Raw genomic sequence first — 17175 nt, 5'->3', positions numbered from 1 at the left:
CCTACGAAGAGCGCCTCGGTGCGGTCCGCAGGGAAGCACGGGCGCAGGAGCGGACCTTGTCCGCGATTGGACTCAGCGGCCGCACCGGACGCCCCGGTGTGCCGGACTTTTGCATGGCAGAACGAAACCGCTCTACTCGCCGAACTTCTCATCCAGCAGGTCGTACATCGCCTGGAACGCCCGGCGGGCCACCTTGGCGTCGTACTGCATCTTGCCCGGGATCTGCGCGTGCGGATCGGTGAAGGAATGCGCGGCGCCGCCGTAGCTGGTCAGCGCCCAGTCCACGCCGGCGTCGTTCATTTCCTTGGCGAAGTCGAGCAACTGCTCGCGCGGCACCAGCGGGTCGATGGCGCCGTCGAGGACCAGCACCGAACCCTTGATGTTCTTCGCATCCGCCGGATTCGGCGAATCCAGGGTGCCGTGGAAGGACACCGCCGCGGCCAGCGGCGCGCCGTCGCGGGCCAGGTCCAGTGCGCAGCAGCCGCCGAAGCAGAAGCCGAACGCAGCCAGCCTGGCGCCATCGATCGGCGCCTTGCCGGCCTGGGCCTGCAGCGCCTTGAAGGCCGCTTGCATGCGGCGGCGCAGCGCGGCGCGGTCGTTCTTCAGCGGCATCATGGCGGCGCCGGCCTGCTCCGGGCCGTCGGGGCGCACGTCCTTGCCGTAGAGGTCGGCCACCAGCACCACGTAGCCGTGGCCGGCGACCTGGCGGGCGATGTCCAGCGCGCCCTGGCCGACGCCCATCCAGTTCGGCGCCATCAGCAGGCCGGGGCGCTGCACGGTGCTGGAGGCGTCGAACACCAGTTGACCTTCGAAGGACACGCCATCGACTTCATAAGCGACGGGTTGGACGCTGATCTGACTCATGGGGTGACTTCCTTCAGTGGGAGTAGGAAAAGCACAAAGCCCGCTTAAGGCGGGCTTTGTGTGAGGTTACCGGCTCAGGCGGAAAGTTCCACCAGCAGCTTGTTCAGGCGACGCACGTAGGCGGCCGGGTCCTTGAGGCTGTCGCCGGCGGCCAGGGCGGCCTGGTCGAAGAGGATGTGCGCCAGTTCGCCGAAGCGGTCCTCGTCCGGCTCCGCGTCGAGCTTCTCGATCAGCGGGTGGGCCGGGTTGAACTCGAAGATCGGCTTCGATTCCGGCACCTTCTGCCCGCTGGCCTCGAGGATCTGGCGCATCTGCAGGCCGAGGTCGGCCTCGCCGATGGCGAGGATCGCCGGCGAGTCGGTCAGGCGGTGCGACACGCGCACTTCGGCGACTTCCTCGCCGAGGGCGGCCTTCAGGCGCTCCACCAGGCCTTCCTTCGCCTTGGCCACTTCCTCCTGGGCCTTCTTGTCCTCCTCGGAGTCCAGCTTGCCCAGGTCCAGATCGCCGCGGGCGACGTCGACGAAGTCCTTGCCGTCGAAGCTCGGCAGGTAGCTCATCAGCCACTCGTCGATGCGGTCGGTGAGCAGCAGCACCTCGATGCCCTTCTTGCGGAAGACTTCCAGGTGCGGGCTGTTCTTCACCTGCGCGTAGCTCTCGCCGGTGAGGTAGTAGATCTTGTCCTGGCCTTCCTTCATGCGGCCGATGTAGTCGGCCAGGGACACGCTCTGCTCGCCGGAGTCGTCGTGGGTGGAGGCGAAGCGCAGCAGGCCCGCGATCTTCTCCTTGTTGGCGAAGTCTTCCGCCGGGCCTTCCTTGAGGACCTGGCCGAAGTTCTTCCAGAAGCCCTTGTAGGCCTCGGCGTCGCTGCTCGCCAGTTTCTCCAGCATGTCCAGCACGCGCTTGGTCAGCGCCGACTTCATCGAGTCGATCACCGGGCCGGACTGGAGGATCTCGCGGGAGACGTTCAACGACAGGTCGTTGGAGTCCACCACGCCCTTGATGAAGCGCAGGTACAGCGGCAGGAACTGCTCGGCCTGGTCCATGATGAACACGCGCTGCACGTACAGTTTCAGCCCGCGCGGGGCCTCGCGGTGGTACAGGTCGAAGGGCGCGCGGCCGGGCACGTAGAGCAGCGAGGTGTACTCCAGCTTGCCTTCGACCTTGTTGTGGCTCCAGGTCAGCGGGTTCTCGAAGTCGTGGGCGGTGTGCTTGTAGAACTCCTGGTATTCCTCGTCCTTGATCTCGGTGCGCGGACGGGTCCACAGGGCGCTGGCGCGGTTGACCACTTCCCATTCCGGCTCGGCCGGCTTGTCCTTCTCTTCGCCGTGGAATTCCTTCGGCAGCTCGATGGGCAGGGCGATGTGGTCGGAGTATTTCTTGATGATGTTGCGCAGGCGCCAGCCGTCGGCGAACTCTTCCTCACCGCTCTTCAGGTGCAGGACGATGCGGGTGCCGCGCTCGGGCTTGTCGATGGTGGCGACTTCGAACTCGCCCTCGCCCCTGGACGACCAGTGCACGCCCTCGCTGGCCGGGGCGCCGGCGCGGCGGGTGAAGACGTCGACCTTGTCGGCGACGATGAAGGCGCTGTAGAAGCCCACGCCGAACTGGCCGATCAGGTGCGAGTCCTTCTTCTGGTCGCCCGAGAGGTTCTTCAGGAAGTCGGCGGTGCCGGACTTGGCGATGGTGCCCAGGTGCGCGATCACTTCCTCGCGGCTCATGCCGATGCCGTTGTCTTCGAGGGTGACGGTCTTCGCGTCCTTGTCGAAGCTGACGCGGATCTTCAGCTCGGCGCCGCCTTCGAGCAGCTCGGGCTTGGCCAGGGCCTCGAAACGCAGCTTGTCGGCCGCGTCGGAGGCGTTGGAAATCAGTTCGCGGAGGAAGATTTCCTTATTCGAATACAGGGAATGGATCATCAGGTGAAGCAGTTGCTTCACTTCGGTCTGAAAGCCCAGTGTCTCTTTTTGAGTCTCCACGCTCATCGTTTCTCGCTCCGAGGATGACAAAAGCCGCATCGGGCGGCGGATGTCAGCGAGATGGGGGCTTCCTGAAGCTTTTCAAGGGTTTGCCGCGACGAACGTCATTGCGGCAGGAGTTCGATGGCGCTGATCTCCGCAGGCCGCAGGCTGTAGCTGGCCTGGCCGGCGCCGGTGAGCAGGTGGCGGATGACCACCCGGCCGTTCGCGTCCAGGCCGGTGAACACGCCTTCGGCCACGCGCCCGCGCTCGGTGGTCACGCGCATGCCGCGGTTGACGTAGCGTTGCGGCTCGGCCTGCAGGCGCTCCAGGCTCAGCGGCCGCGTCGCGCTGCCGGGCTGCGGCGCGGCGGGCCCGGGTTCGGCCGCCGGGGCGCTGGCCTCGGCGCGCGGCGCCAGCTTCGGGTAGCGGTCGCCGCGCACCGCCCAGCCGCGGTTGGCGCTGCGCGCAAGCTCCAGGTCCAGGTGTTGCGCTTCGCCGTCCAGGCGGAAGTCCAGCGGCACCTGCATGATCGAGCCCAGAGGCTCCAGGCGCGATGCGGGCAATTCCAGCTGGCGGCCCGGGAAGCGCCGCTGCAGGTAGTCGCGCAGGACGTAGGCCAGGGTGTCGGCGGAGTCGAAACGGGTGTCCACCTGGCCGTCGCGGTAGCGCAGGCGGTCGGTGTACAGCTCGATGCGGCCGCTGAGGGTGGTGCGGTACTGCGTCGGCAGCACCAGGTGGAAGTCGCCGCGCAGGCGGTTGGGCGCCTCGGGCCGCAGGTCCAGGTGCAGGCTGTAGCCACGTTCCAGGCGCACGGCCTCGGGCAGGTCGGCGCCCGGCGCCAGCCAACTGACCTCCACCACGGGCCGCGGCCCGCGGTCGTCCGGCAGCACGTCCAGGCGCAGCGGCCCGTGCGGCTGGGCGGCCAGGCGGATGCGCACCTCGCGGTGGGCATAGAAGTCCTGGCCCTCGCGCAGGCTGAGCACGCCGTCGATCAGCTCCGCCTGCTGCGGCGCGAAGGCCTGGCCATCGAGTTCGCCGCGCAGGGCGATGTCCAGCTCCGGCGCCGCCGCGGGCTCGCTGCGCAGCCACTGCAGGCTGAGGATGGCCTCCAGCCGCGCGCTGTCGCGGCTGGCGAGCATGGCCAGGCCGACGACCAGGGGAATGCAGCCCAGGGCGCCGAGGAACAGCGCCTTGCGCGCGAAGCCCCAGTGCCGCGCCAGGAACACCGGCGCCAGGGGCGGCAGCAGGCAGGCCAGGCCCCACAGCGGGCCGCGCGCGAACGCCAGCATGACCAGCCAGGCGTAGCCGGCCAGGATCAGCAGCAGCCCGCCGAGGATCAGCAGCGTGTCCATCGAGCCCCCGGCCTCAGGCGCCGTCGACCTTGAAATGCGCCCGCGCGGTGGCGATCGGCTCGGCGCGGCTGGTCTGCCAGGCGGTGATGGCGACGTTGGCCACGCGCCGGCCCTGGCGCCACACCTGGCACTGGGCGTAGGTGTCGCGGAAATGCCCGGCGCGCAGGTAGTCGACGGAGAAGTCGATGATCTTCGGCAGGTGCGGCACGCCCATGAGCATCAGCAGGTGCAGCATGGCCGCGTGCTCCATGAAGCCGGCGATCACCCCGCCGTGCAGCGCCGGCAGCGTCGGGTTGCCGATGTTGTCGCGGCTGGCCGGCAGGTGGAAGATCACCTCCTCGCCCAGGCGCAGGCAGCGGATACCGATCAGCCGGGCGTAGGGGATCATGTCCAGCAGCGGGCTGAAGTCGTTGTCCTGGTGCATCTGCCGCAGCAGCTGCTCGATGTCCGGCGTGCTCATGAGCCCTCCCCCTTGGCGCCCGCCGGCGCGCCGGTGGCGCCCTTGCCCAGGCGCATGAAGGTGCCGACCACGTGGGCGATGGGCTGCTCGGGGTCGTCCTGGTAGGCGATGCCGCGGGTGAAGATGACGGTGGGCGTCACCCGGTAGCACTCGGCGAAACCGAAGATGTCCTTGTGCGGCTCGGCCGGGTGCATGTAGTCGATGCGCAGGTCGAGGGTCGGGCAGATCTCGAACTGCGGCAGCACGCAGATGGTGGAGATGCCGCAGGTGGTGTCCATCAGGGTGGTGATGGCGCCGCCGTGGATCACCCCGGTTTCCGGGTTGCCAACGATCGCTTCGCTATAAGGCAGGCGCAGGGTCAAACCCTTTTCGTCCGCGGCATGGGCCGCGATGCCCAGCACCTGGCAATGGCGCAGGACGGCGAGGAAGCGCTGCGCACGCTCTAGAATGGACATTTCACTCATGCGGATCGGGGCCCCGGGCTGCTCGAAAGCGCATGATACTCCGCCGCCAACGGGCCCTGCAGTGAATAATCGTAGCGCCGGCGCAAACTTGCGTTGAACTTCTGAGGCGGGCCTCAGCTCAAAGGGCTAACACCAGGAACGCCGCACATGGAGGCTCCACGATGAAAAAAACCCTTCCCTTCGCTCTGATGCTGGTTGCAGGCCTGACTCTGGCCGGTTGCGACAAGAAAGAAGAGCCCAAGGCCCCGCCGGCCGCGCCGAGCACCGAGCAGCCGGCGACCCCCGCGCCGACCACGCCGCCGGCCAACGAAGCCGCTCCGGCGCCGACCACCCCGGCTCCGGACACCGCGCCGGCGCCGTCCAACGAGGAGCAGAAGTAACCGCCCGCTCCCCGTACAACGCACAAGGCCCGCATTCGCGGGCCTTGTCGTTTCTTCACTCCGGCTCTTTCGCCGGCTCCGCGTGGGGCGTGGGGGTGAACACCATCACCTTGAGCACATCGGAGTGGAACTCGCGCTGGTACAGCACCCCGACCACCCCGGCGGTGACCAGCATGAAGATCCACGGGTTGATGAACCAGGCCAGCATGGCCAGGCCGAAGTAGTAGGAACGCAGGCCCTGGTTGAACTGGTGCGCGGCCATGGACACCACCCGCGCGGCGCGCTCGGCGAAGGCGTTGCGCTCCTGCTCGCCGACGTGGCGCTCGCCGATCATCGGCGCCGAGCCCACCAGCACCGCGGCGAAGTTGTACTGGCGCATGCACCAGCTGAAGGTGAAGAAGGCATACACGAACACCACCGCCAGGCACAGCAGCTTCAACTCCGACAGCCCGCGGGTCGGCGAGGCCACGAAAGGCAGGTCGGCCAGCACCGACACGGTGCGCTCGGCCGAGCCCAGCAGGGTGAGGATGCCGGCCAGGATGATCAGGGTGCTGGAGGCGAAGAACGAGGCGTTGCGCTCCAGGTTGCCGATCACGCTGGCATCGGCCACGCGGTTGTCGCGCAGCAGCAGGCGGCGCATCCAGTCCTTGCGGTAGAGGTGCAGCACGCTGGCCAGGCACGCGGTGTCGCGGGCCCTGTGGCTGGCGTAGCGGGCATAGCCGACCCAGCAGAAGGCGAACCAGAGCATGGCCAGCAGGTTCCACAGGTACTGGATATCGAAGAGGTCGACGACGTCGGTCATGGGCTTCCTTGGCGGGCCCTGTCGGCGGGCCGGGCCTGTTGATCGGGTGATTGAGGGAGAACGCGGCAGATAGACGCCGGATGTCGGCGGGAAGACACGAAGCTGCGTCACCTCCCCCATCGGGACATTTGACCGCCCCAAACCGAAGGCAATTCCTACAAGCAAACGAGCCTTTCCCTCAAAAGCCCTGTCCTAGAATCGCGGCGGCCATCACGGCATTCCCGGCGCATCTGTGCAGATCGCCCAGTGAGTCGTGAGCAAGCGCACAAACCCGACCTCCCTCACTTGTAGTTGGACCAAAATGAAAACAATCGCCTTTGCCTTCGCCCTGTCCACAACCCTACTGGCCAGCAACGCCCAAGCCGCCGCAGGCTCGGTGGGCTTCGACGGATACATCACCCCTTCCACCTGCGCCGTCGCCGTCAACGGCCAGGGCGAACATGGCGCCGTGACCTTGAAGCCGGTCGGCTGGGAAAAGCTGCAGAACGCCGGGGATTTCGCCGGCGACACGCCGTTCACCATCACCCTCACCGGCTGCGGTGAAAGCGGCGCGCCGGCCTGGGTCCGCCCCAAGTTCGCCTCCACCGGGGTGAACCCCGCGACCGGCAACCTCCGGAACCAGAGCGGCGACGGCAACTCGGACATCGAAATCCAGCTGCGCAACGGCACCTACGCCACCATCGACCTGATGACCAACGAAAACAACTCCCCGCAGGTGGCCGACTCGGTCATGACCTTCGACTACCACGCCCACTACTACCGCGCCGGGACCACGGGCACCGTAAGCGGCCGCGTCACGGCGAAGCTGGAGTTCTCGGTGGAGTACATCTGAGAGGCACGTCGAACGGCGTATAACCGCGAACGGTTATACGCCCTACGTTCCCGTGTTCGCGTGGTTGGGGAGCATCCGGATGACTCCGGACTCACCACCCACGCCGGACAGCCCCCTCTCCCGCTTGCGGGAGAGGGTTGGGGAGAGGGCGCTCTTACACCCAACGCTGTAGCCACCGACGACTCCCATTCGCGAGCAAGCAAAAGCACCTCGGCGCGTCGGCAAGGCAGTCGCGCAACGAAAAAGGCCGCCTCGTGGGCGGCCTTTCTCATTGCGGCGGGCCCGGTCAGGCCACGGCTTCGCTCGGTTCGCCGAGCAGGCGGTCGATCACCACCATCACGGCGAGCATGGCCACCGAGGGGATCAGCCAGGCCAGGCCCTGCTCGGACAGCGGCAGATGGGCCAGCCATTCCGGCACGGCGAAGCCGGCGCCCTTGAGCGCGTCGACCATGCCGAACGCCAGCGACACCGCCATCACCGGCGCGACTATGCGCGTCTGCGACTTCCACAGGCCGGCGCAGAAGCTCAGCGCCACCAGCACGATGCACGGCGGGTAGATGGCGGTCAGCACCGGCACCGAGAACTGGATCAGCTTGGTCAGGCCGAGGTTGGACACCAGCAGCGAGAAGCCGGCCAGGATCACCACCAGGCTGCGGTAGGACAGCGGCAGGATGCGGCAGAAGTATTCGGCGCAGGCGCAGGTCAGGCCCACGGCGGTGACCAGGCAGGCCAGGGCGATGAGCACGGCGAGGAAGCCGCTGCCCAGGGAGCCGAAGGTGTGCTGCACATAGGCGTGCAGCACGGCCGCGCCGTTGGTTGCGCCGGCGGCGATGTCGTGGCTGCCCGAGCCCAGGCGGAACAGGCTGATGTACACCAGCGCCAGGCCTACCCCGGCGATCAGCCCGGCGATCACCGCGTAGCGGGTGATCAGGCGCGGCGACTGCACGCCGCGGGAGCGGATGGCGTTGACGATGACGATGCCGAAGACCAGGGCGCCCAGGGTATCCATGGTCAGGTAGCCGTTGATGAAGCCCTGGGAGAAGGCCGCGTGCTCATAGCTCGGCTCGGCCTGGCCGATGGTCCCGGCCGGCAGCATGAAGGCGGCGATGCCCAGCGCGGCCAGGGCGATGATCTTCAGCGGGGCGAGGAAGCGGCCCACGGTGTCCAGCAGCTTGCCGGGGTACAGGGAAATCACCAGGACGATGGCGAAGTACACCAGGCTGTAGAGGAACAGCGGCAGCGGGCCGTCGCCGGTGAGCGGCGCCAGGCCGACTTCGAAGGACACGGTGGCGGTGCGCGGGGTGGCGAACAGCGGACCCACGGAGAGGTAGCAGACCGCCGCCAGCAGGCCGCCGGCGACGCGACCGATGGGGTGGCTCAGGGTGTCCATGGCGCCGCCGACCTTGGCCAGGGCGACCACGGTGATGACCGGCAGGCCGACCGCGGTGATCAGGAAGCCGAGGGCCGCCATCCATACGTGCGGGCCGGAGTGCAGGCCGACGATGGGCGGGAAGATGATGTTGCCGGCCCCGACGAACAGGGCGAAGGTCATAAAGCCGAGCGCCAGGATGTCCTGGCCTTTCAAGACGTTCATTTAGGGGAATACCACAGTGCTTAAACGGGTTTCGTGGCCTCCCAAGGCACAACAGCCGAACGGGCACGGCGCAGCCGCATCGGGGATGCCTGCGTTCATACCTGCACGGGAGATTGTTCTTGGAAGTCCGATAGCAGAGGTTTTCCATGGGCTCGTGGCCCCTTTGCTCCTGCATTCTGGTTGTCCCGCCATCCATGACGGTCCGGAATAGCCGCCGCTCCGGGTAGGAGTTGGCGGTTAGCACGCCTTCCCTTGTGGGGAACGCAGTGCTGGGGATAGTTGCTAGCCTAACGATCTATCCCGATGAACTGTACTGACGTATGTCAGCTCGTCGGCGGGATGAAAGGGCGTGTCGCCTGAACGACACTTCTTGCGACGCCTCGCCAAAACAAGAGGCCACCCGAAGGTGGCCTCTCGCGACGAGCAATAAGCGAAACGCTTACTTGGTCGCCCAGCCGGTCAGCTCGGCCAGGGCCTTGCCGATGTCGGCCAGCGAACGCACGGTCTTCACACCGGCGTCCTGCAGGGCGGCGAACTTCTCGTCCGCGGTGCCCTTGCCACCGGAGATGATGGCGCCGGCGTGGCCCATGCGCTTGCCGGGCGGTGCGGTGACGCCAGCGATGTAGGACACCACCGGCTTGGTCACGTTGGCCTTGATGTAGGCAGCGGCTTCTTCTTCAGCCGAACCACCGATCTCGCCGATCATGACGATGGCTTCGGTTTTCGGGTCTTCCTGGAACAGCTTCAGGATGTCGATGAAGTTGGAGCCCGGGATCGGGTCGCCGCCGATGCCCACGCAGGTGGACTGGCCGAAGCCGGCGTCGGTGGTCTGCTTCACGGCTTCGTAGGTCAGGGTGCCGGAACGCGACACGATGCCCACTTTGCCCGGCAGGTGGATGTGACCGGGCATGATGCCGATCTTGCACTCGCCGGGGGTGATCACGCCCGGGCAGTTCGGGCCGATCAGGCGCACGCCCAGCTCGTCGCACTTGACCTTGGCGTCCAGCATGTCGAGGGTCGGGATGCCTTCGGTGATGCAGACGATCAGCTTGATGCCACCGAAGGCGGCTTCCAGGATCGAGTCCTTGCAGAACGGAGCCGGAACGTAGATCACCGAGGCTTCGGCGCCGGTGGCTTCGACGGCTTGCTTGACGGTGTCGAACACCGGCAGGCCCAGGTGAGTGGTGCCGCCCTTGCCGGGGGTCACGCCGCCGACCATCTTGGTGCCGTAGGCGATGGCCTGTTCGCTGTGGAAGGTGCCCTGCGAGCCGGTGAAGCCCTGGCAGATGACCTTGGTGTCTTTGTTGATCAGGATGCTCATTACTTACCCTCCGCGGCCTTGACGACTTGCTGGGCAGCGTCGGTCAGGCTGGTCGCCGCGATGATGTTCAGACCGCTTTCGGCCAGTACCTTGGCGCCGAGTTCGGCGTTGTTGCCTTCCAGACGGACGACAACCGGAACCTTCACGCCGACTTCTTTAACGGCACCGATGATGCCTTCGGCGATCATGTCGCAGCGGACGATGCCGCCGAAGATGTTCACCAGTACGGCAGCGACGTTGCTGTCGGAGAGGATGATCTTGAACGCTTCGGTCACGCGCTCTTTGGTCGCGCCGCCGCCAACGTCGAGGAAGTTGGCCGGCTTGCCGCCGTGCAGGTTGACGATGTCCATGGTGCCCATGGCCAGGCCGGCGCCGTTGACCATGCAGCCGATGTTGCCTTCCAGCGCGACGTAGTTCAGTTCCCACTTCTGCGCATGGGCTTCACGGGCGTCGTCCTGGGACGGGTCGTGCATGGCGCGCAGCTTGGGCTGACGGTACAGGGCGTTGGAGTCGATATTGATCTTGGCGTCCAGGCAGTGCAGGTTGCCGTCTTTCTTGATCACCAGCGGGTTGACTTCGAGCAGGGCCAGGTCGTAGTCCTGGAACAGCTTGGCCAGGCCGACGAAGATGTGCACGAACTGCTTGATCTGGTCGCCTTTCAGGCCCAGCTGGAAGGCCAGTTCGCGGCCCTGGAACGGCTGGGCGCCGACCAGCGGGTCGATGGTGGCCTTGAGGATCTTCTCGGGAGTGTCGTGGGCGACCTTTTCGATGTCCACGCCACCTTCGGTGGAGGCCATGAAGACGATGCGACGGCTGGAACGGTCGACGACGGCGCCGAGGTACAGCTCCTTGTCGATGTCGGTGCAGGATTCCACCAGGATCTTGCTGACCGGCTGGCCATTGGCGTCGGTCTGGTAGGTCACCAGACGCTTGCCCAGCCAGTTGGCGGCGAACGCCTTGGCGTCCTCCTTGCTCTTGACCAGCTTCACACCGCCCGCCTTGCCGCGGCCACCGGCGTGCACCTGGGCTTTCACGACCCACTCGGTGCCACCGATTTTCTCACAGGCTTCTGCGGCCTCTTCGGGTGTGTCGACGGCGAAGCCCTTGGATACGGGCAGGCCGTACTCAGCGAACAGCTGCTTACCCTGATACTCGTGGAGATTCATGCTTGTCTACCGTTTTTTCGTCTTGGGTATTGCGCATTCGGCGCAGCGCTCGTGGCGCCGCACCACCTGTGATTCCCGCGCCGCGGCGCGGGAATCCGGCGGGGTGGTCACGACAGCCCCTCGCGAATGACTGCCGCCCTGCCCCGCCGTGGTCCTACCGCCTCAGCGCTTCTTGCGGTTGGCGATGTGGATGGCGTGGCCATTCACCGCCAGGGCCGCTTCGTGCAGCGCTTCGGACAGAGTCGGGTGGGAGAAGACCATCATGCCCAGGTCTTCGGCGCTGGTGCCGAATTCCATGGCGATCGCGCCCTGCTGGACCAGCTCGGCGGCGCTCGGGCCGATCACATGGACGCCCAGGACGCGGTCGGTCTTGGCATCGGCGATGACCTTGACCAGGCCGGTGGTGTCGTTGGCAGCCATGGCGCGGCCGCTGGCGGCGAACGGGAAGGTGCCGACGTTGACTTCGACGCCTTCGCCCTTGAGCTGCTGCTCGGTCTTGCCGACCCACGCGATTTCCGGGTGGGTGTAGATGACCGACGGGATCAGGTCGTAGTTCATCTGGGCCTTGTGGCCGGCGATGCGCTCGGCGACCATCACGCCCTCTTCCGAGGCCTTGTGCGCCAGCATGGCGCCGCGGACCACGTCACCGATGGCGAAGACGCCCGGAACGCTGGTCTTGCAGTGGTCGTCGACGAAGATGAAGCCACGCTCGTCGAGGGTCACGCCGCTGTCGGCGGCCAGCAGGTCGGTGGTCACCGGGCGACGGCCCACGGCCACGATCAGCTTGTCGAAGGTTTCCTTCTGCTCGCCGTTGGCGTCGGTGAAGGTCACGGTGACCTGCTTCTTCTTCACGTCGGTGCCGGTGACGCGGGCGCCCAGGCGGATGTTCAGGCCTTGCTTGGTCAGGACCTTCAGGGCTTCCTTGGCGATCTGCTCGTCGGCGGCCGGGAGGAACTTGTCCAGGGCTTCCAGGACGGTGACTTCGGCACCCAGGCGGGCCCAGACCGAACCCAGCTCCAGGCCGATGACGCCGGCGCCGATCACGCCCAGCTTCTTCGGCACGGCCTGGAATTCCAGGGCGCCGGTGGAGTCGACGATGATGTCGTCGGTCAGCGGGGCCGGCGGGATCTCGACCGGCTTGGAACCGGAAGCGATGATGATGTTCTCGGCTTCCAGGACCTGCACCTTGCCGTCCAGGCCGGTGATTTCGACCTGCTTGTTGGCCAGCACCTTGCCGTGGCCTTCGAAGGAGGTGACGCCGTTGGCCTTGAACAGGGTGGCGATGCCGCCGGTCAGGTTCTTAACGATGTTGGCCTTGCGCGCGACCATGGCCGGTACGTCGATGGTGACGCCCTTGGCTTCGATACCGTGGACGGCGAAGGCTTCCTTGGCCTCGTGGTACTTGTAGGAGCTGTCCAGCAGCGCCTTGGACGGAATGCAGCCTACGTTCAGGCAGGTACCGCCGAGGGCGACCTTGCCCTCCTTGCCGATGTACTTCTCGATGCAGGCGGTCTTCAGGCCGAGCTGGGCGGCACGGATGGCAGCCACGTAGCCGCCGGGGCCGGCACCAATCACAACCACGTCGAATTTCTGGCTCATATCTCAATCCTTATTCCGGTGAAGCGGACGGCCCCTCGCGGGGCCGTCGTGTAGTACGGGGCCGTCAGGTGAAATGACGAATCAGACGTCCAGCAGCAGACGAGCCGGGTCTTCCAGCAGGTCCTTCATGGCGACCAGGAAGCTCACCGCTTCCTTGCCGTCGATCATGCGGTGGTCGTAGGACAGCGCCAGGTACATCATCGGCAGGATCACCACCTGGCCGTTAACGGCCATCGGGCGTTCCTGGATCTTGTGCATGCCGAGGATGGCGGTCTGCGGCGGGTTGACGATCGGAGTCGACAAGAGGGAACCAAATACGCCACCGTTGGAAATGGTGAAAGTACCACCGGTCATGTCTTCGATGGACAGCTTGCCGTCTTTGGCCTTCTTGCCGAAGGTGGCGATGCCGTTCTCGATCTCGGCCAGGCTCATGAACTCGGCGTTGCGCAGTACCGGTACCACCAGGCCGCGGTCGCTGGACACGGCGACACCGATGTCCTGGTAGCCGTGGTAGACGATGTCGTTGCCGTCGATCGAGGCGTTGACGCCGGGGAAGCGCTTCAGGGCTTCGGTGGCGGCCTTGACGAAGAAGGACATGAAGCCCAGGCGCACGCCGTTGTGCTTCTTCTCGAACAGGTCCTTGTACTTGTTGCGCAGGTCCATGATCGGCTTCATGTTGACTTCGTTGAAGGTAGTCAGCATGGCCATGGAGGACTGGGCTTCGACCAGGCGCTCGGCGACCTTGGCGCGCAGGCGGGTCATCGGCACGCGCTTCTCGACGCGGTCGCCGGCGGCGAACACCGGGGCCTCGGCGGCCGGAGCGGCCGGCTTGGCGGCGGCCGGAGCGGCAGCCGGGGCGTTCTTCTTGGCCTCGACGGCGGCGACCACGTCTTCCTTGGTCACGCGACCGCCCTTGCCGGTGCCGGCGATGCTGTTCGGGTCGATGCCGTTCTCTTCGGCGAGCTTGCGCGCGGCCGGCGAGAGGATGGCGTCTTCACCGGCGGCGGCCGGAGCGGCAGCGGCAGCCGGGGCAGCAGCCGGAGCTGCGGCGGCCGGGGCCGGAGCGGCGGCAGCGGCGCCGCCTTCGCTCAGCTTGCCGAGCAGTTCGTTGGAGAGGACGGTGTCGCCTTCGTTCTTGACGATCTCGGCCAGTACGCCGTCGGCCTCGGCCAGCACCTCGATGACCACCTTGTCGGTCTCGATGTCGACGATCAGTTCGTCACGCTTGACGGCTTCACCGACCTTCTTGTGCCAGGTGGCGACGGTGCCGTCGGCAACCGATTCCGGGAAGGTTGGGGCTTTGATTTCGATAGCCATTCTGTGTGTTTCCTTAAATTCGGTATCTACTGCGCGTTGGCGTTAAACAGTGAAGGCGTCTTGCAGCAGTTTTTCCTGCTGCTCGGCGTGCATCGAAGCGTAGCCGCAAGCCGGGGCGGCCGAGCCGTCGCGGCCGGCGTATTCCAGGTTGAGGCCCTTCTTGTGCGCGGCGATGACACGGCGCATGTGGTGCTGCGAGCAGTACCAGGCACCCTGGTTCATCGGCTCTTCCTGGCACCAGACGATGTGCTTGAGGTTCTTGTACTGCGACAGGACCTCGGCCAGGTCGTCTTCCGGGAACGGGTAGAGCTGTTCCAGGCGGACGATCGCGATGTTCTCGCGGCCTTCGGCGCGGCGCTTCTCCAGCAGGTCGTAGTACACCTTGCCGCTGCACAGGACGATGCGGTCGACCTTCTTCGGATCCAGGCTGTCGATCTCGTTGATGACGGTCTGGAACGAGCCGTTGGCCAGCTCCTCCAGGGTCGAGATGGCCAGCTTGTGGCGCAGCAGCGACTTCGGCGTCATGACGATCAGCGGCTTGCGCAGCGGACGGATCACCTGGCGGCGCAGCATGTGGTAGACCTGCGCCGGGGTGGTCGGCACGCAGACCTGGATGTTCTGCTCGGCGCACAGCTGCAGGTAACGCTCCAGACGCGCGGAGGAGTGCTCCGGGCCCTGGCCTTCGTAGCCGTGCGGCAGCAGCATGGTCAGGCCGCACAGGCGCTGCCACTTGGTCTCGCCGCTGGTGATGAACTGGTCGATCACCACTTGCGCACCGTTGGCGAAGTCGCCGAACTGGGCTTCCCAGATCACCAGCGCGTTCGGCATGGTGGTGGCGTAGCCGTATTCGAAGGCCAGCACCGCTTCTTCCGAGAGGAAGGAGTCGTACAGGCTGACGCGCGGCTGGCCGTCGAACAGGTGGGCCAGGGGGATGTAGACCGAGTCGTCCTTCTGGTTGTGCAGCGCCGCGTGGCGGTGCGAGAAGGTGCCGCGGCCGACGTCCTGACCGGTCATGCGCACCGGATGGCCTTCGAACAGCAGGGTGGCGTAGGCCAGGTTCTCGGCGAAGCCCCAGTTGATCGGCATGCCGCCGGCCGACATCTTGGCGCGGTCTTCGTAGATCTTCTGCACCTGGCGCTGCATGACGAAGCCGTCCGGGGTCTCCAGCAGCTTGTTGGACAGCTCCTGCAGGGTCTTCAGGTCGAAGCGGGTGTCGTGACGCGCGGTCCAGGCATGGCCGACGTACGGACGCCAGTCGACGAAGAGCTCCTTGTTCGGCTCCTTGACCAGGCTCTTCACCACGTGCAGGCCGTTGTCCAGGGCGTCGCGGTATTCGTCGACCTTCTCCTGGGCCTGCTCGGCGGTCTGCACACCGGCGGCGATCAGCTCGTCGGCATACAGGTCGCGGGTGGTGCGCTGCTTGGCGATCTGCTGGTACATCAGCGGCTGGGTGCCGCTCGGCTCGTCGGCCTCGTTGTGGCCGCGGCGGCGGTAGCAGACCAGGTCGATGACCACGTCACGCTTGAACTGCATGCGGTAGTCGACGGCCAGCTGGGTGACGAACAGCACCGCTTCCGGGTCGTCGCCGTTCACGTGGAAGATCGGCGCCTGGATCATCTTGGCAACGTCGGTCGCGTACTCGGTGGAGCGCGCGTCGTCCTGGCGGCTGGTGGTGAAGCCGACCTGGTTGTTGATCACGATGTGGATGGTGCCGCCGGTCTTGTAGGCACGGGTCTGGGACATCTGGAAGGTTTCCATGACCACGCCCTGCCCCGCGAAGGCGGCATCGCCGTGGATGGAAATCGGCACGACCTTGTCGCCGCTGCCGTCCTTGCGACGGTCCTGGCGGGCGCGTACCGAGCCCTCGACCACCGGGGAGACGATCTCCAGGTGCGAGGGGTTGAACGCCAGCGCCAGGTGGACTTCGCCGCCCGGGGTCATGACGTTGGAGGAGAAGCCCTGGTGGTACTTCACGTCACCGGAACCCAGCTCGACCAGCTTCTTGCCCTCGAACTCGTCGAACAGGTCGCGCGGGTTCTTGCCGAGGGTGTTGACCAGGACGTTCAGACGGCCACGGTGGGCCATGCCGATGACCACTTCCTTGACGCCGTAGGAGCCGGAGCGCTGGATGATCTCGTCGACCATCGGGATCAGGCTCTCGCCGCCTTCCAGGCCGAAACGCTTGGTGCCCGGGTACTTGGTGCCTAGGTACTTCTCCAGGCCCTCGGCCGCGGTCAGGCGCTCCAGCAGGTGGGCGCGCGCCTCGGTGGAGTACGCCGGACGACCGCGCACGCTTTCCAGGCGCTGGGCGAACCAGTGGCGCTGCTCGGAATCGACGATGTGCATGAACTCGGCGCCGATGGTGCTGCAGTAGGTCTGCTTCAGGGCGTCGATGATCTCGCGCAGGGTCGCCTCTTCCTTGCCGATGTAGAGCTCACCGGTGCGGAAGGTGGTGTCGAGGTCGGCGGCGGTCAGGCCGTAGTGATCCAGCGACAGGTCCGAAGGCGCGGTACGCACCCAGAGGCCCAGCGGATCGAGCTTCGCGGCCTGATGCCCACGCAGCCGGTACGCCAGGATCAGGCGCAGGACTTCGACCTGCTTCTTCTCGTGCTCGGTGCTTACGCTGCCGGCGGAAACGGGCGCGGCGCGGCGCTGGTTCTTGGCCAGGAGCACGAAATGATCACGGATGGAGGAATGCGAGACGTCGGGAGCGGGATTGCCGTCGGCGGGGAGCTTCTGGAAGTATGTGCGCCACTCTTCTGGCACAGCGTTCGGGTCGTGCAGGTAGAGCTCGTAGAGCTCTTCGACGTAGGCAGCGTTCCCACCGGATAAATGGGCACTGTTCCACATCCGCTGCATTACGCTTTCGTGCATGCTTGGTCACCCTCGGTAAGGGGACTCCACCTGATGGAACTCTCGGGGGACCCAGCCCTGTGCAGCGACTGGTAGCCACAAAGGTTCCCGCAGATAGTCCGGGTACCAGCCCGGATGCCCCTGCTGGTCATATATACGTTTTCGAGTCAGACCCCGGCTTTGTGGGCTGGGGCCCGTTGCAACCGCACCGCCGGA

General features: G+C 66.2%; 14 protein-coding genes. 2 read left to right on the top strand and 12 right to left on the bottom strand.

Features of this window, described 5'->3' with window-relative positions:
* Positions 1 to 132 precede the first annotated feature (132 nt).
* From PcP3B5_RS11695 to PcP3B5_RS11675, 5 genes are all read right to left on the bottom strand, one after another.
* A complete protein-coding gene (locus PcP3B5_RS11695; RefSeq protein ID WP_061561318.1) occupies positions 133 to 864 on the bottom strand; it encodes a dienelactone hydrolase family protein in 732 nt (243 codons plus the stop codon).
* A 74-nt stretch (positions 865 to 938) separates the two neighbouring features.
* Positions 939 to 2843 carry a molecular chaperone HtpG gene (gene htpG / locus PcP3B5_RS11690; RefSeq protein ID WP_061561317.1) on the bottom strand — a complete coding sequence of 635 codons (1905 nt, stop codon included), beginning with the start codon at positions 2841 to 2843 and terminating at the stop codon, positions 939 to 941.
* A gap of 98 nt (positions 2844 to 2941) precedes the next feature.
* Positions 2942 to 4171, bottom strand: a complete 1230-nt coding sequence (locus PcP3B5_RS11685; RefSeq protein ID WP_061561316.1) for a hypothetical protein — start codon at positions 4169 to 4171, stop codon at positions 2942 to 2944.
* Positions 4172 to 4184: 13 nt separating this feature from the next.
* Positions 4185 to 4631, bottom strand: coding sequence for a PaaI family thioesterase (locus tag PcP3B5_RS11680; protein ID WP_043266720.1), 447 nt, complete (start codon positions 4629 to 4631; stop codon positions 4185 to 4187).
* Positions 4628 to 5095 (bottom strand): PaaI family thioesterase, encoded by a 468-nt coding sequence (locus PcP3B5_RS11675; protein ID WP_061561315.1) that lies wholly within the window; start codon positions 5093 to 5095, stop codon positions 4628 to 4630. Before PcP3B5_RS11675 ends, PcP3B5_RS11680 begins: the two co-directional genes overlap by 4 nt.
* A 161-nt stretch (positions 5096 to 5256) precedes the next feature.
* Here PcP3B5_RS11675 and PcP3B5_RS11670 point away from each other — a divergent pair, with 161 nt between their 5' ends.
* Positions 5257 to 5475, top strand: a complete 219-nt coding sequence (locus PcP3B5_RS11670; RefSeq protein WP_009619390.1) for a hypothetical protein — start codon at positions 5257 to 5259, stop codon at positions 5473 to 5475.
* Positions 5476 to 5530: 55 nt separating this feature from the next.
* On the opposite strand, the gene PcP3B5_RS11665 is transcribed toward PcP3B5_RS11670, so the two are convergent.
* On the bottom strand, positions 5531 to 6277 hold the full coding sequence (locus PcP3B5_RS11665; RefSeq protein WP_009619389.1) for a DUF599 domain-containing protein: 747 nt from the start codon (positions 6275 to 6277) through the stop codon (positions 5531 to 5533).
* Positions 6278 to 6578: 301 nt separating this feature from the next.
* On the opposite strand from PcP3B5_RS11665, the gene PcP3B5_RS11660 reads away from it, so the two are divergent.
* A complete protein-coding gene (locus PcP3B5_RS11660) occupies positions 6579 to 7109 on the top strand; it encodes a fimbrial protein (RefSeq protein ID WP_009619388.1) in 531 nt (176 codons plus the stop codon).
* Between the two features lie 286 nt (positions 7110 to 7395).
* Here the strand turns inward: PcP3B5_RS11660 and brnQ are convergent, their stop codons facing one another.
* The 6 genes from brnQ to PcP3B5_RS11630 all read right to left on the bottom strand — a co-directional run bounded on the left by brnQ (position 7396) and on the right by PcP3B5_RS11630 (position 16980).
* Positions 7396 to 8703, bottom strand: a complete 1308-nt coding sequence (gene brnQ, locus PcP3B5_RS11655) for a branched-chain amino acid transport system II carrier protein (protein WP_009619386.1) — start codon at positions 8701 to 8703, stop codon at positions 7396 to 7398.
* Between the two features lie 439 nt (positions 8704 to 9142).
* A complete protein-coding gene (sucD, locus tag PcP3B5_RS11650) occupies positions 9143 to 10024 on the bottom strand; it encodes a succinate--CoA ligase subunit alpha (protein ID WP_009619384.1) in 882 nt (293 codons plus the stop codon).
* Entirely contained in the window at positions 10024 to 11190 is a 1167-nt protein-coding gene (gene sucC, locus PcP3B5_RS11645) for an ADP-forming succinate--CoA ligase subunit beta (RefSeq protein WP_009619383.1), read from the bottom strand. Before sucC ends, sucD begins: the two co-directional genes overlap by 1 nt.
* 162 nt (positions 11191 to 11352) lie before the next feature.
* Positions 11353 to 12789 carry a dihydrolipoyl dehydrogenase gene (gene lpdA, locus PcP3B5_RS11640; RefSeq protein ID WP_061561314.1) on the bottom strand — a complete coding sequence of 479 codons (1437 nt, stop codon included), beginning with the start codon at positions 12787 to 12789 and terminating at the stop codon, positions 11353 to 11355.
* 81 nt (positions 12790 to 12870) lie between these two features.
* Entirely contained in the window at positions 12871 to 14106 is a 1236-nt protein-coding gene (odhB, locus tag PcP3B5_RS11635; RefSeq protein WP_009619379.1) for a 2-oxoglutarate dehydrogenase complex dihydrolipoyllysine-residue succinyltransferase, read from the bottom strand.
* Positions 14107 to 14148: 42 nt separating this feature from the next.
* Positions 14149 to 16980, bottom strand: a complete 2832-nt coding sequence (locus PcP3B5_RS11630; RefSeq protein ID WP_009619378.1) for a 2-oxoglutarate dehydrogenase E1 component — start codon at positions 16978 to 16980, stop codon at positions 14149 to 14151.
* Positions 16981 to 17175 lie beyond the last annotated feature (195 nt).

This window comes from Pseudomonas citronellolis, assembly GCF_001586155.1.
Taxonomy (GTDB): Bacteria; Pseudomonadota; Gammaproteobacteria; order Pseudomonadales; family Pseudomonadaceae; genus Pseudomonas; species Pseudomonas citronellolis.
Note: the sequence above shows the minus strand (reverse complement) of the source record. Positions and strands in the feature narration are given on the sequence as shown.

Bases quoted from the DNA above. Each gene is read 5' to 3' on its own strand.
- PcP3B5_RS11695 (WP_061561318.1), bottom strand. From the start codon at position 864: ATGAGTCAGATCAGCGTCCAACCCGTCGCTTATGAAGTCGATGGCGTG.
- htpG (WP_061561317.1), bottom strand. From the start codon at position 2,843: ATGAGCGTGGAGACTCAAAAAGAGACACTGGGCTTTCAGACCGAAGTG.
- PcP3B5_RS11685 (WP_061561316.1), bottom strand. From the start codon at position 4,171: ATGGACACGCTGCTGATCCTCGGCGGGCTGCTGCTGATCCTGGCCGGC.
- PcP3B5_RS11680 (WP_043266720.1), bottom strand. From the start codon at position 4,631: ATGAGCACGCCGGACATCGAGCAGCTGCTGCGGCAGATGCACCAGGAC.
- PcP3B5_RS11675 (WP_061561315.1), bottom strand. From the start codon at position 5,095: ATGAGTGAAATGTCCATTCTAGAGCGTGCGCAGCGCTTCCTCGCCGTC.
- PcP3B5_RS11670 (WP_009619390.1), top strand. From the start codon at position 5,257: ATGAAAAAAACCCTTCCCTTCGCTCTGATGCTGGTTGCAGGCCTGACT.
- PcP3B5_RS11665 (WP_009619389.1), bottom strand. From the start codon at position 6,277: ATGACCGACGTCGTCGACCTCTTCGATATCCAGTACCTGTGGAACCTG.
- PcP3B5_RS11660 (WP_009619388.1), top strand. From the start codon at position 6,579: ATGAAAACAATCGCCTTTGCCTTCGCCCTGTCCACAACCCTACTGGCC.
- brnQ (WP_009619386.1), bottom strand. From the start codon at position 8,703: ATGAACGTCTTGAAAGGCCAGGACATCCTGGCGCTCGGCTTTATGACC.
- sucD (WP_009619384.1), bottom strand. From the start codon at position 10,024: ATGAGCATCCTGATCAACAAAGACACCAAGGTCATCTGCCAGGGCTTC.
- sucC (WP_009619383.1), bottom strand. From the start codon at position 11,190: ATGAATCTCCACGAGTATCAGGGTAAGCAGCTGTTCGCTGAGTACGGC.
- lpdA (WP_061561314.1), bottom strand. From the start codon at position 12,789: ATGAGCCAGAAATTCGACGTGGTTGTGATTGGTGCCGGCCCCGGCGGC.
- odhB (WP_009619379.1), bottom strand. From the start codon at position 14,106: ATGGCTATCGAAATCAAAGCCCCAACCTTCCCGGAATCGGTTGCCGAC.
- PcP3B5_RS11630 (WP_009619378.1), bottom strand. From the start codon at position 16,980: ATGCACGAAAGCGTAATGCAGCGGATGTGGAACAGTGCCCATTTATCC.